The following is a 14,239-nucleotide window of genomic DNA, read 5'->3' on the forward strand; positions in this document are numbered from 1 at the left end:
GCCGAGTCGCCATGGAATTTATCCGCAGCCGTATCGAAACCCAGTTGATGAGCCTCACCGGCTTGTCACTGGGCCAACTGGACCTGGAAAACCCCAAGGGCGACCCCGGCCTGTTCGGGCCGGACTCGGTCAGTTGGCAAGTCCATGGCGACTTCAGCAGCATGCTCATCGGCGGTATCAGCGCGCTGATGCTGCAAGCCTTGCACCCGCTGGCCCTGGCCGGCGTATGGGACCATTCGAACTTTCGCCAGGACATGCTCGGGCGCTTGCGACGTACTTCGCAGTTCATTTCCGGCACCACCTTCGGCTCACGCAAAGACGCCGACTGGCTGATCGAAAAAGTGCGCACCATTCACCTGCAGGTGGTAGGCCATGCGCCGGATGGACGGCCTTATGCAGCGAGCGACCCGGACCTGCTGACCTGGGTGCATGTGGCCGAGGTGAGCAACTTTCTCGCCGCTCACCTGCGCTATCGCAACCCGAGCCTCTCGGGTCTCGACCAGGACCGCTACTACAGCGAAATCGCCTTGGTGGCGGAGCGCCTGGGTGCGCGGAATGTGCCGCGCTCACGGCAGGAAATCTCTGACTATCTGACGCGCATCCGCCCACAACTCTTGTGCGACGAGCGCAGCCGCGAAGTCCTGCGCCTGCTGCTCGATGCGCCCGCCCCCAGCACCCTGGCCAAGCCGTTCGGCGCCTTGATGATGCAGGCCGGTATCGACCTGCTGCCGGATTGGGCCAGCACCATGCTCGATCAGCACCAAAGCCCGTTGCAGCGCCAGATGATCCGAGCCGGGGTCAGGCGCAGCGCGCCGCTGTTACGCTGGGCAATGCGCAATGGTTCGGTACAACGCGCGCACCGGCGTATGGGGTTGATGTAGCCACGGCGCCATAGCTGTTAAACTTCGCGCCCTCATTTACAGCCAGGCGCGCTCCATGTCTCCCTTGAATCAGGCGCTGCGCGCCGCCCTCGATCATCGCCAAGACCTGATCAACGAGCTGCACGCCCAAGGTACCGATTGCTATCGTCTGTTCCACGGCAGCCAGGAAGGTGCCGGTGGCTTGACCATCGACCGCTACGGCCCGCAACTGCTGGTGCAAAGCTTCCATCAATGCTTGGAAACTGCGGAGCTGCTGGAGCTGCATCAACTGATCAACCAGTACATGGGGCTGGAATTGCTGTTGGTGTACAACGATCGCTCCCGGGGCAACTCGCGCATCGATCGTGATGACACGGTGTACCACGCCGAAGCGGCAGCGCTGGCAGACCTGATCGGCCACGAATGGGGGCTCAATTACCGCGTGCGCGGCCGCCATGCAGGGCAGGATCCGTTGCTGTTTCTCGATCTGCGCAACACCCGCGGCTGGGTCAAGGCACACAGCGCCGGCAAGAGCGTACTGAACCTGTTCGCCTACACCTGCGGCGTCGGCCTGAGCGCCGCCGCCGGTGGCGCGCGCGAGGTATGCAACCTGGACTTCGCCGAGGGCAACCTGGCAGTCGGGCGCGAGAACGGCCAGCTCAACCCGCACTTGCCCACTATGGAATTCGTGCAATCGGATTACTTTCCGGCGATCCGCCAATTGGCCGGCCTGCCGATCACCCAGCGCCGCGGGCAGAAACTGCCGAGCTATCCCCGCCTGGAACAGCGCCAATATGACCTGGTGCTGCTCGACCCTCCCGCCTGGGCCAAGAGCGCATTCGGCACCGTGGACCTGCTGCGCGACTACCAGAGCCTGCTCAAGCCGGCCCTGCTCGCCACTGCCGACAATGGCGTGCTGATCTGCTGCAACAACCTGGCAAAGGTCAGCATGGATGATTGGCGCGAACAGGTGCTGCGCTGCGCGGAAAAGGCCGGACGACCGGTGCGTGACTGGCAAATCATGACGCCGGGCGCGGACTTTCCTTCCCGGGATCAGCAGCCGCCGCTTAAAACTCTGATACTCCAGTTGTAGGACACGTCCCATAGGCCCGGTTCTTCGGAACCGAAAACCCGTGCCATACTCCAAGGCACTCCTGTTTGACATAGATGGCGCCGCCCCATGCCCAAAGGATTGATTCGCGCCACTGGCGCCTTGTTGACTGCCGTTGCTCTGTACAGCTTGCTGGGCTTTTTGATTCTGCCCGGCATCGCCCTTCGCGTTGCCAACCAACAGTTGGCCAATTACGCCACAACGCCTGCACGCATCGAGCGTATCGAGCTCAACCCGTTCAGCCTGGAACTGACACTGTGGGGGCTGAAAATCGGCGAGCCCGGCAAAGAACAGGTGGCGTTCGAGCGGCTATATGCCAACCTGCAGCTCGATAGCCTGTGGACCCGCGCACTGCACCTGGCCGATGTGCAACTCGACAAGCCCAAGACCGAACTGCTGTTCGACAAGTCCGGCAAATTGAACCTGGCGCAGCTGTTCAAATTGCCACCCAGCGAACCCACCCCTGCCGACCCCGACGCCAAGCCGTTCCCTTTGCGTATCGACAGCATCAAGTTGGCGGGCGGCTATGTGCACTTCGAAGACCTGCGCCCCAGCGAACCAATCGAATTTCTCTACGACAAGCTCGATTTCGAGCTGAAAAACCTCAGCACCCTGCCTGAAGACAATGCCGACATGACCCTCGTCGCGGCCGGCCCCGACGGCGGGCAAATCGACTGGAAAGGTAACTTCAGCCTGGTGCCGATCACGTCCCAAGGCACGCTGAAAGTCACTGGCGGCAAGATGAAGGCCTGGTGGCCCTACGTGCGCGACGCATTGCCCTTGGTACTCGAAGACGGTGTGCTCAACTTCAACACCGAGTACACCTTCAGCCTGGCCAAAGAGACCGAACTGAAGCTCACCAACACGGCCGCAAGCATCGCGCCCTTTGCGCTCAAGGCACCGGATGGCAGGCCGCTGGTACGTCTTGAACGCCTGGACGTCAGCGAGACCACCGTGGACCTGGCCAAGCAGCAGGTGGTCGTCGGCAAGATCCGCAGCAACAAGCTCGAAACCTGGGCCGCACGCGAAACCGATGGCCAATTGGACTGGCAGAAATTGTTCGCCAGCCAACCGAGCAAACCGGCCAAGGCACCCGAGCCGGCAAACGCCCCGGCCACGGCCGACTCGCCCAAGCCTGCACCGGCGGCCCCAAGCAAGCCTTGGCAGGTGCTGCTCAAAGATGTGCAACTGCGTAACTACCAAGTACACCTGGCAGACCGCCAGGCCAAACCGGCGGTCGCCCTGGAACTGGGACCATTGAACGTCGATGTGCAAAACTTCGACAGCCTTAACGGCAGCCCCTTTACCCTCAAGGTCGACAGCGGCCTGGGTAAGCAAGGCAAGCTCCAGGCCGCCGGCGTGGTCAACCTCAACCCGGTCAGCGCCAAGTTGAAGGTCACTACCAAAGACATCGACCTGCGCGTGGCCCAGTCCTATATCAGCCCGTTTATCCGCCTGGAACTGCGCAGCGGCATGCTGGGCAGCGATCTGGACGTAAACCTGAAAAGCACCGAGCCCTTGGCATTGCAGATCACCGGCCGCGCGCAGGTTGACCAGTTGCACACCCTCGACACGCTCAAGACCCGCGACTTCCTTAAGTGGCAACGCCTGGTCATCGAAGGCCTGAATTATCAGCATGGGGACAGCCTGTCGATCGACAAGGTCAACCTGTTGCAACCCTATGCGCGCTTCATGATCAACGATGACCGCACCACCAACGTGGACGACCTGCTGATCCCGCAACCGGCCGACGGTGGCGCCAAATCGCCAGCCAAAACCACCACAAGCAAAGACAAACCGCTGGGCATTCGCATTGGGCAGGTCGCTATCAACGATGGCTCGGCCAACTTTGCCGACTTCAGCCTGACGCCCAACTTTGCCACCGCGATCCAACAGCTCAATGGCCAGATCGGCACCATTGACAGCCGCCAGGCTAAACCGGCCAGCGTCGATATCAAGGGCAAGGTGGATCGTTACGCACCGGTGACGATCAAGGGCAGCGTGAATCCGTTTGACCCAATGGCGGCATTGGATATCGCCACCAGCTTCAAACGTGTCGAACTGACCACCCTGACGCCTTACTCAGGGAAGTTCGCCGGCTTCCGTATCCGCAAGGGGCGCCTCAACCTGGACCTGCACTACGTGATCACAAAGGGCCAGCTAAAGGCCGAAAACAAAGTCGTCGTCGAGCAGTTGCAGCTGGGTGACAAGGTCGACAGCGCCGACGCCGTGGATCTGCCGATTCGCCTGGCAATCGCCCTGCTCAAGGACACCGACGGAAAGATCTCCATTGAGCTGCCGGTAACCGGCGACCTCAACAACCCGCAATTCAGCGTGATGCCGATTGTTTGGCAAACCCTGCGTAACCTGGTGGTGCGTGCAGCCAGCGCGCCCTTCAAGTTTATTGGTGGGCTGGTCACCGGGGGCGGCGCGGAAGACCTGGGCAATGTGTCTTTCGCCGCCGGCTCCAGTGAACTGAATAAAGACGCCGAGGGCGCGCTGAACACGCTGGCCAAGGCGTTGAAAGAACGCCCTGCCCTGCGCCTGGAGATTGAGGGCACCGCGGCCGCCAGCAGCGACGGCCCACTCCTGGCGGCCCAACGCCTGGAGCGGGAATACCAGTACAACTACTACAAGATCCTGCAGCGGCGTGGGGACAAGGTTCCGGCCCAGGCGTCCTTGCTGGCAGTTCCCGAGAGCGAAAAAGCCCCCCTGCTCGAAGGCATCTACCGTATCCGCGTGAAACAACAGCCACCGGCAGAATGGAAGGACCTGAGTCGTGATGAGCGCAGCGCCAAGCTGCGTGAAGGTGTGATCAATTTCTGGAGCAATAGCGACGTGCTGCTGCGCCAACTCGGCCAGGACCGTGCCAGCACCATCAAGGATTATCTGGTGGACAAGGGCCAGCTGGAAGATGACCGGGTGTACTTCATCGATGCGAACCTGGGCCAGGCTGAGAAGGATGGCCGAGTGGTCACGCCGATGCACTTGGACGCCGAATAAGCGACCCAGAATAGAACAGGCCCCGACACAAGTGCCGGGGCCTGTAATGACCACATCCGTGTGGTCGGTCGCATGAACCTTAGAGGTGCATTGAGTGGATATCTAACTCACGCGCCGCCGCCGTCTAGTTCAGACGAATTATCAAACGTTACTCTGCTTTCAGGCCATCGGCCGATACAGCTTTAACGCCTTTGATCTTCTTGGTGATCGCTACAGCCGTGGCTTTTTGCGATTCGGTTACAGCAGTCGAAGACGACAGGGAGACAACACCCTTGTTGGTTTCAACTTTGATGTCGGTACCAGGAATGCCTTTCTCAGTCACCAAGTCAGCTTTTACTTTGGTAGTGATCCAAGTGTCGCTGGTGGTTTCTTTAGCGTCATGAGCTGCGCCTTTGGTTTTGTCGATGCCGTCAGCTTTGGTAGCACCGCCAGCCATCAAGCCGTCAGCCGATACCGCAGTCACGCCTTTGATACGCTTGGTGATCGCTACGGCAGTTTCTTTTTGCGCGTCGGAGATAGCGACTGTCGACGACAGGGAAACCACACCTTTGTTGGTCTCAACCTTGATGTCCGAACCTGGAATGCCTTTTTCGGTCAGCAGATCAGCTTTCACTTTGGTGGTGATCCAGGTATCCGAAGTGGATTCCTTGGCCTTGGTCACTTCGCCGGCTGCCAGCGTCATAGGTGCCTGGGAGGTCTGAGCGAAGGCTGCGTTAGCCATGGCCAGGGTCAGAGCGGTAGCGGTTGCAGTAGCGAGAGCGAACTTCTTCATACGAGTAACTCCTGTTTTATTAAAAGTCTGCAGTGTGTGAACCTTGATGCTGCAGCGTTAACAGGGGTATTGCAGGCAGTGTGCCAAGTCATTGTTACGTATTAAATCCTTATAAAACAATGAGTTATGAATTAGCCAAATCCTCGGAATCGTGCAAGTTGCACGAAGACACGTGGATCTGCATGCAACTTGCGGCTTTTGCGTTTTACTAAGCGCCTGATTTCTCGAGATTTTCCCGCGCACATAAAAAAAGGACTCCGAAGAGTCCTTTTTTCAGCGTAAAGCCTGGGGGTAATTAAACGCCCGAAGCCTTGGCTGCTGCTACGTCCTTGATGGACAGCTTGATACGGCCGCGGTTGTCCACGTCCAGTACCAGCACTTCAACTTCCTGACCTTCTTTCAGAATGTCGGTCACCTTCTCAACGCGAGCATCGCTCAGCATGGAGATGTGCACCAGACCGTCTTTGCCTGGGAGGATGTTGACGAACGCGCCGAAGTCGACGATGCGCTCAACCTTACCGACGTAGATCTTGCCGATCTCGGCCTCAGCGGTGATACCCAGGACGCGCTGGCGTGCTGCTTCAGCCGCTTCCTTGGTTTCGCCGAAGATCTTGATCGAACCGTCGTCTTCGATGTCGATCGAAGCCTTGGTTTCTTCACAGATCGCACGGATGGTCGCGCCGCCTTTACCGATAACATCACGGATTTTGTCGGTGTCGATTTTCATCGCGATCATGGTCGGAGCATTTTCCGACAGTTCGGTGCGGGACTGACCAATGATCTGGTTCATCTGGCCGAGGATGTTCAGGCGCGCTTCCAGGGCTTGGCCCAGAGCGATTTCCATGATCTCTTCGGTGATGCCCTTGATCTTGATGTCCATCTGCAGCGCGGTCACACCTTTGGCGGTACCGGCTACTTTGAAGTCCATGTCGCCCAGGTGGTCTTCGTCACCCAGGATGTCAGTCAGGATCGCGAACTTCTCGCCTTCTTTAACCAGGCCCATGGCGATACCGGCAACCGGTGCCTTCATCGGCACACCGGCGTCCATCAGCGCCAGGGAAGCGCCACACACGGAGGCCATGGAGCTGGAGCCGTTGGATTCGGTGATTTCCGATACCACACGGATAGTGTACGGGAACACGTCAGCAGCAGGCAGCATGGCCTGAACCGAACGACGCGCCAGACGGCCGTGACCGATTTCGCGACGACCCGCGCCCCCCATACGACCACATTCGCCCACCGAGAACGGAGGGAAGTTGTAGTGCAGCATGAACGGGTCTTTTTTCTCGCCTTCCAGGGTGTCCAGCAGTTGCGCGTCACGGGCAGTACCCAGGGTCGCGACTACCAGAGCCTGAGTTTCACCACGGGTGAACAGCGCCGAACCGTGAGTCTTGGGCAGAACACCAACTTCGATGTTCAGCGGGCGCACGGTGCGCGTGTCGCGACCGTCGATACGTGGCTTGCCGTTAACGATGTTTTCGCGAACGGTGCGGTATTCGATTTCACCAAAGGCCGCCTTAACGTCGCTGGCGGAAGGCTGGCCTTCTTCGCCGGACAACTTGGCCACGACCTGGTCCTTCAACTCACCCAGGCGAGCGTAACGGTCGGCCTTGACGGTGATGGTGTAAGCGTCGGAGATGGCAGCGCCGAACTCGGAGCGGATAGCGCCCAACAGTTCGGTGGCTTCCGGGGCAGCAGCCCAGGTCCAGGTAGGTTTGGCGGCTTCGGCAGCCAGTTCTTTGACCGCGTTGATCACAACCTGGAACTCGTCGTGAGCAAACAGCACAGCGCCCAGCATCTGGTCTTCGGTCAGCTCTTTGGCTTCCGACTCAACCATCAATACGGCTTCGGACGTACCGGCAACGACCATGTCCAGGCTCGAGGCTTTCTGTTGCTCGTAAGTCGGGTTCAGCAGGTAGCCGGTGCTTTCGTGGAATGCAACGCGGGCAGCGCCGATCGGACCATCGAAAGGAATGCCGGAGATCGCCAGGGCAGCCGAGGTACCGATCATCGCAGCGATGTCCGGATCGGTCTTCTTGCTGGTGGAAACGACGGTGCAGACAACCTGCACTTCGTTCATGAAGCCTTCTGGGAACAGCGGACGGATCGGACGGTCGATCAGTCGGGAAGTCAGGGTTTCTTTCTCGGAAGGACGGCCTTCGCGCTTGAAGAAACCGCCAGGGATCTTACCGGCAGCGTAAGTCTTTTCCTGGTAGTGAACGGAAAGAGGGAAGAAGCCTTTGCTTGGATCAGCGGTCTTGGCGCCAACAACGGTCACCAGTACGGTGACGTCATCATCAACGGTAACCAGCACTGCGCCGGAGGCTTGACGGGCAATACGGCCTGTCTCGAGGGTAACGGTCGACTGACCGAACTGGAATTTTTTGATAACCGGGTTCACGGTGTCCTACCTTCTTTGTGGCTCTTGGGGAACTTGTCTTCTTGCGAAATTCTTGGGCAATGTCGGGAGTCGGCCCGACCTTCGTCCAGGGTAAAACGTATAGCCAGATAAAACTTGAGGCTGGGAGCCTACCATGCGCCAGCGGGAATCCCGATGACACACGGCAGACAACCAACCTCTAGCGCAATCGCTTATTAGCGACGCAGACCCAGGCGACCGATCAGAGCCTGATAACGACCCAGATCCTTGCCTTTCAGGTAGTCCAGCAGCTTACGACGCTGGTTTACCATGCGGATCAGACCACGACGGGAGTGGTGGTCTTTACCGTTGGCCTTGAAGTGACCTTGCAGCTTGTTGATGTTGTGGGTCAGCAGTGCAACTTGCACTTCTGGCGAACCAGTGTCACCAACAGCTTGCTGATAGTCAGCTACGATTTGTGCTTTTTCTTGAACGTCGAGAGCCATGAGGCAATCCTTCTTTCAGGAGACCACCCAAGGGGCGGTCTCAACAGGCCAGGGACAAATCCCTGTATCTAAAAATGAGTGTTGACCATGCCTGTTAACAGCCACACTCGTTCGGTCATTCTGACCGAATCAGTCGACGTGGCGCGATGCGCCCGTCTTCGCTCACTTCACCGATACCGATAAAGCGACCGTTGTGATCTTGTACTCGCACCATGCCGAACTTCGGGGCATCCGGGGCACGTACCGGCTGGCCGTTGAGCCAGTAGAACGCGCTGTGCTCCGAGAAGTGCAGCAATGGCCAATCCAGCAAACCGCTGTCCGAAGGCATCAGGAAGCGATCAACCGCTTCGTTGCCGCCTTCGGCATGTACCGCCTCCAACTCTTCCAGCGTGACCGTTTGGGCCAAGGTGAAAGGTCCGGCCTGGGTACGTCGCAATTCAGCGACGTATGCGCCACAGCCCAGTTGCTCACCGATATCTTCCACCAGGGTCCGGATATAGGTGCCTTTGCTGCAGTCCACTGCCAATCGGGCAGTGTCGCCTTCACAGGCGAGCAATTCGAGCCGGGCAATAGTAACAGAACGCGGTTCACGCTCCACCACTTCGCCCGCACGAGCCAGCTTGTAAAGAGGCTGTCCATCACGCTTGAGCGCCGAGTACATCGGCGGTATCTGACTGATTTGCCCACGAAAAGCGGGTAAAGCCGCTTCGATATCAGCGCGACCAACGGTCACGTCGCGAACCTGCAAAACATCACCTTCGGCGTCCGCCGTGGTGGTGGTTTTGCCCAGTTGCATCAGGGTTTCGTAACCCTTGTCGGAATCGAGCAGGTATTGCGAGAACTTGGTGGCCTCGCCAAAGCACAATGGCAGTACACCAGTGGCCAGGGGGTCGAGGCTGCCGGTGTGCCCGGCTTTCTCGGCATTGAGCAGCCAGCGAACCTTCTGCAACGCGGCATTGGAGGTAAAACCAATGGGTTTGTCGAGCAGAATGATGCCGCTGACGTTGCGACGGATACGTTTGACCTGAGCCACCGCTTACTCCTTGGCGTCTTCAGGTGTGGAAGGGTGCTGGCTGTCTTCAGCCACGGCGCGCTCGATCAGTGCCGACAGGTGCGCACCACGAACAACGCTTTCGTCGTAATGGAAGTGCAACTGCGGAACGCTGCGCAGTTTCATTTCACGGGCCAACTGCATGCGCAGAAAACCTGCGGCCGAGTTGAGCACCTTGATGCTTTGCGCGATTTCTTCGCTGCTGTCCTGGCCCATCACGGTGATGAAGATCTTGGCGTGACCCACGTCACGACTTACTTCAACGGCGGTGATGGTGACCAGGCCAACGCGTGGGTCTTTGACTTCGCGACGGATCAGTTGGGCCAGCTCACGCTGCATCTGATCGCCGATACGCTGGGTACGGCTGTATTCTTTTGCCATGTCTTGTTACCTGTTACTGCCACACGGTGAAACCCGTGGGGTCTGAAAGCGGCAAACGCCCGGCCTGACAAAAGCCAGACCGGGCGTTGCGTTTAGAGTCCTGACACGGCGCGGGGCATGTGCATGCCCGCGCGCTGCGCGGCTCCTGAAGTGCGCGAGTCAGAGGCTGCGAGCAACCTGGACCTTCTCGTAGACTTCGATCTTGTCGCCAGCTTTGACGTCGTTGTAGCTCTTGACGCCGATACCGCATTCCATGCCGGCACGCACTTCGGAAGCGTCATCCTTGAAGCGGCGCAGGGATTCCAGCTCGCCTTCAAAGATAACGATGTCTTCACGCAGCACACGGATTGGACGGTTACGGTGCACAACACCTTCGATAACCATGCAACCGGCGATCGCGCCGAATTTCGGCGAACGGAACACGTCACGCACCTCGGCAACACCCAGGATATTCTCCCGAACGTCGCTGCCAAGCATGCCGGTGAGGGCTTTCTTGACGTCTTCGATGATGTCGTAGATGACGTTGTAGTAACGCATGTCCAGGCCTTCCTGCTCGACGATCTTGCGAGCGCCAGCATCGGCACGCACGTTGAAACCGAACAGTACAGCGTTGGAAGCCAGTGCCAGGTTGGCGTCGGACTCGGTGATACCACCGACACCGCCACCCACGACACGCACTTGCACTTCGTCGTTACCCAGGCCGTTCAAGGCGCCGTTCAACGCTTCGAGAGAACCACGGACGTCAGATTTGAGGACGATGTTGAGCGTCTTCTTCTCTGCCTGACCCATGTTCTCAAAGATGTTTTCCAGCTTGCCGGCGTGAGCGCGAGCCAGTTTGACTTCGCGGAACTTGCCTTGACGGAAGAGAGCCACTTCACGGGCTTTCTTCTCGTCTGCAACTACGCTCATCTCGTCGCCAGCGTCAGGGGTACCATCCAGGCCGAGAATCTCGACAGGGATGGAAGGACCGGCTTCCTTGATCGGCTTGCCGTTTTCGTCGAGCATGGCACGTACGCGGCCATAGTTCGAACCGACCAGCACCATGTCGCCTTGGCGCAGGGTACCGTCTTGAACCAGTACGGTTGCAACCGGACCACGACCCTTGTCGAGGCGCGATTCAACCACCACACCACGACCTGGCGCCGATGGGGTTGCCTTGAGCTCAAGTACTTCAGCTTGCAGCAGGACCGCTTCGAGCAGTTCGTCTACACCAGTACCGACTTTCGCCGAAACCGAAACGAACGGCGTATCACCGCCCCACTCTTCGGAAGTCACGCCGTGAACCGACAGCTCGCTACGAATGCGATCCAGATCGGCGCCCGGCTTGTCGATCTTGTTCACTGCAACCACCAGTGGAACACCCGCAGCCTTGGCATGCTGGACAGCTTCAATGGTCTGCGGCATTACGCCGTCGTCCGCTGCCACTACCAGGATCACAATGTCAGTCGCCTTGGCGCCACGGGCACGCATTGCGGTAAACGCGGCGTGACCCGGGGTGTCGAGGAAGGTGACCATGCCGCGCTCGGTTTCAACGTGGTAAGCACCGATGTGCTGGGTGATACCACCGGCTTCGCCAGCAGCTACCTTGGCACGACGGATGTAGTCGAGCAGCGATGTCTTACCATGGTCAACGTGTCCCATTACGGTCACAACTGGCGCACGGGAGAACGTCTCACCTTCAAACTTCAGGGACTCGGCCAGGGAGTCTTCCAGGGCCGTGTCGCTGACCAGGGTCACTTTGTGGCCCAACTCTTCAGCCACGAGCTGAGCAGTTTCCTGATCAAGCACTTGGTTGATGGTCGCTGGAGTACCCAGTTTGAACATGAACTTGATGATTTCAGCAGCCTTGACCGACATCTGATTGGCGAGGTCGCCAACAGTGATGGTCTCGCCGATCTGGACATCACGCACGACAGGGCCGGTTGGGCTCTGGAAACCGTGAGCGTTGCGCTTCTTCAGCTTGGCCTTGCCGCGACCACCACGACGGAAACCATCGCTTTCTTCGTCGGTAGTACGTGGAGCAACGCGCGGCGCAGGCGCCTTCTCTTTGACCGAAGCACGATGTGGAGCGTTTTTGCGCTCGCCATCGCCGCCGCCGCCACGACGATTGTTATCGTCGGCGCGTGGCTTATCCGGACGACGCGGCTCTTCGCGCTTGCGGGCATCGGCAGCAGGTGCCGCGGCAACCGGAGCGGCCTCACGCACAGCTTCTACAGGAGCGCTAGGCGTGGCGACTGCTTCGGTGGAAGCAGGTTGCGCAGCAGCAGGCTGGCTACGCGCTTCTTCTTCGGCGCGACGCTTGGCTTCTTCTTCAGCCTTCTGACGAGCAGCATTTTCTACTGCGCGACGCTCTTCCAGATCGCGTTTGCGCTCGGCTTCGATTTCTTCCGGGCTGCGCTGCACGAAGACTTTCTTCTTGCGCACTTCAACGCTGATGCTTTTGCTACCAGCAACACGCAGGGTGCTGGTGGTTTTGCGCTGCAATGTAATCTTGCGCGGTTCTTCCACTTTCGCCTTGTGGCTGCTTTTCAAGTGAGTCAGCAAAGACTGCTTCTCACTATCGCTCACACCTTCATCGGCGGCGGTGTGCGGCAGACCTGCCTCACGCATCTGCTGCAACAGGCGCTCTACCGGTGTTTTGACCTCATCGGCCAGTTGTTTCACCGTGACTTGCGTCATGCATTTCTCTCCTCAGGCCGCGCCTAATTACTCGAACCAATGGGCTCGGGCGGCCATGATCAACTTGCCGGCACGATCATCGTCAATGCCGTCGATGTCGAGCAGATCGTCAATAGACTGCTCGGCCAGGTCTTCGCGGGTAATTACGCCGCGCACCGCCAGTTCCATCGCCAAATCCTTGTCCATACCCTCAAGCGAGAGCAGGTCTTCGGCCGGATGGGCGTCTGCCAGCTTTTCCTCAGTAGCGATGGCTTTAGTCAACAAACGATCCTTGGCCCGAGCGCGAAGCTCGTTGACGGTGTCTTCGTCAAAGCCGTCGATGTTGAGCATTTCTTCCAACGGTACGTAGGCAATCTCTTCCAGGCTGGTGAAGCCTTCATCTACCAGTACCTGTGCCAGGTCTTCATCGACTTCCAACTCTTCGATGAAGTTGCGCAGGATGTCACCGGTTTCAGCTTGCTGCTTAGCCTGGATGTCCGATTCGGTCATCACGTTCAGGGTCCAACCGGTCAGTTGGCTGGCCAGACGCACGTTCTGACCACCACGACCGATGGCCTGAGCCAGATTGTCTGCGCCAACGGCGATGTCCATTGCATGGGCATCTTCGTCAACGATAATTGCCGCCACTTCAGCTGGCGACATGGCGTTGATCACGAACTGCGCCGGGTTATCGTCCCACAGGACGATGTCCACACGCTCACCGCCCAACTCGCCCGAAACTGCCTGGACACGCGAACCGCGCATACCAATGCACGCGCCTTGCGGGTCGATGCGTTTATCTTTGGAGCGAACCGCGATCTTGGCACGCGAACCCGGGTCACGGGACGCAGCCATCACTTCGATCAGGCCTTCAGCAATTTCCGGCACTTCAATACGGAACAGTTCGATCAGCATTTCCGGCGCAGTACGCGACAGGATCAACTGAGGGCCACGGTTCTCGGTGCGGATTTCCTTGAGCAGCGCACGCAGACGCACGCCGACACGGAAGGTTTCGCGAGAGATGATGTCTTCGCGGGCCAGCAACGCCTCGGCGTTGTTACCCAGGTCCACGATCACGTTGTCGCGCGTCACTTTTTTCACGGTGCCGGAGATGATTTCACCCAGGCGTTCGCGATAGGCGTCAACGACTTGAGCGCGCTCAGCTTCGCGAACCTTCTGCACGATCACCTGTTTAGCGGTCTGTGCAGCAATACGGCCGAATTCGATCGACTCGATCTTTTCTTCGACAACATCACCGACCTTGGCGCCAGGGTGCGTTTCGGCAACCTTGCTTGGCCAGGTTTCGATGGCCGGATCATCAAGATCGGCTTCTTCGACGACCGTCCAGCGACGGAAAGTCTCATAGGCACCCGTGTGGCGGTTGATTTCCACACGCAGATCAACTTCGTCTTCAAAACGCTTTTTGGTAGCGGTGGCCAGGGCCAGCTCCAGCGCTTCAAAAATCACGTTTGCCGGTACGCCCTTTTCATTGGATACCGACTCAACAACCAGCAGTACTTCTTTGCTCATCGTACGCC

10 protein-coding genes are annotated in these 14,239 nt (G+C 58.7%); 3 read left to right on the forward strand and 7 right to left on the reverse strand.

The genetic code is table 11. The features are described from left to right. Positions 1 to 11: 11 nt before the first annotated feature. The 3 genes from PSH59_RS21890 (at position 12) to PSH59_RS21900 (ending at position 4,974) form a co-directional block, all read left to right on the forward strand. On the forward strand, positions 12 to 881 hold the full coding sequence (locus PSH59_RS21890) for an oxygenase MpaB family protein (protein WP_248078251.1): 870 nt from the start codon (positions 12 to 14) through the stop codon (positions 879 to 881). A 55-nt stretch (positions 882 to 936) separates the two neighbouring features. Continuing rightward, a complete protein-coding gene (locus PSH59_RS21895) occupies positions 937 to 1,953 on the forward strand; it encodes a class I SAM-dependent rRNA methyltransferase (protein ID WP_305393654.1) in 1,017 nt (338 codons plus the stop codon). 87 nt (positions 1,954 to 2,040) lie between these two features. Then, complete coding sequence (locus PSH59_RS21900) at positions 2,041 to 4,974, forward strand: DUF748 domain-containing protein (RefSeq protein WP_305393655.1); 2,934 nt, start codon at positions 2,041 to 2,043, stop codon at positions 4,972 to 4,974. Between the two features lie 148 nt (positions 4,975 to 5,122). On the opposite strand, the gene PSH59_RS21905 is transcribed toward PSH59_RS21900, so the two are convergent. From PSH59_RS21905 to nusA, 7 genes are all read right to left on the reverse strand, one after another. Then, the gene (locus tag PSH59_RS21905) at positions 5,123 to 5,746 is read right to left on the reverse strand and encodes a BON domain-containing protein (RefSeq protein WP_248078254.1); all 624 of its coding nucleotides are present in this window, start codon (positions 5,744 to 5,746) and stop codon (positions 5,123 to 5,125) included. 295 nt (positions 5,747 to 6,041) lie between these two features. Beyond that, positions 6,042 to 8,147: a polyribonucleotide nucleotidyltransferase gene (gene pnp, locus PSH59_RS21910; RefSeq protein WP_034117854.1), complete on the reverse strand. Its 2,106-nt coding sequence runs from the start codon at positions 8,145 to 8,147 to the stop codon at positions 6,042 to 6,044. Between the two features lie 194 nt (positions 8,148 to 8,341). Continuing rightward, the gene (gene rpsO, locus PSH59_RS21915) at positions 8,342 to 8,611 is read right to left on the reverse strand and encodes a 30S ribosomal protein S15 (protein ID WP_003176135.1); all 270 of its coding nucleotides are present in this window, start codon (positions 8,609 to 8,611) and stop codon (positions 8,342 to 8,344) included. A 115-nt stretch (positions 8,612 to 8,726) separates the two neighbouring features. Beyond that, positions 8,727 to 9,644 carry a tRNA pseudouridine(55) synthase TruB gene (truB, locus tag PSH59_RS21920; RefSeq protein WP_003176136.1) on the reverse strand — a complete coding sequence of 306 codons (918 nt, stop codon included), beginning with the start codon at positions 9,642 to 9,644 and terminating at the stop codon, positions 8,727 to 8,729. Between the two features lie 3 nt (positions 9,645 to 9,647). Further along, a complete protein-coding gene (gene rbfA, locus PSH59_RS21925; RefSeq protein WP_016973761.1) occupies positions 9,648 to 10,043 on the reverse strand; it encodes a 30S ribosome-binding factor RbfA in 396 nt (131 codons plus the stop codon). A 159-nt stretch (positions 10,044 to 10,202) separates the two neighbouring features. Continuing rightward, entirely contained in the window at positions 10,203 to 12,722 is a 2,520-nt protein-coding gene (gene infB / locus PSH59_RS21930; protein WP_248078255.1) for a translation initiation factor IF-2, read from the reverse strand. Between the two features lie 27 nt (positions 12,723 to 12,749). Next, positions 12,750 to 14,231, reverse strand: a complete 1,482-nt coding sequence (gene nusA, locus PSH59_RS21935; protein WP_025857112.1) for a transcription termination factor NusA — start codon at positions 14,229 to 14,231, stop codon at positions 12,750 to 12,752. Between the last annotated feature and the right edge of the window lie 8 nt (positions 14,232 to 14,239).

Origin of the sequence: Pseudomonas sp. FP2309, assembly GCF_030687575.1 — a bacterium.
Lineage (GTDB): Bacteria > Pseudomonadota > Gammaproteobacteria > Pseudomonadales > Pseudomonadaceae > Aquipseudomonas.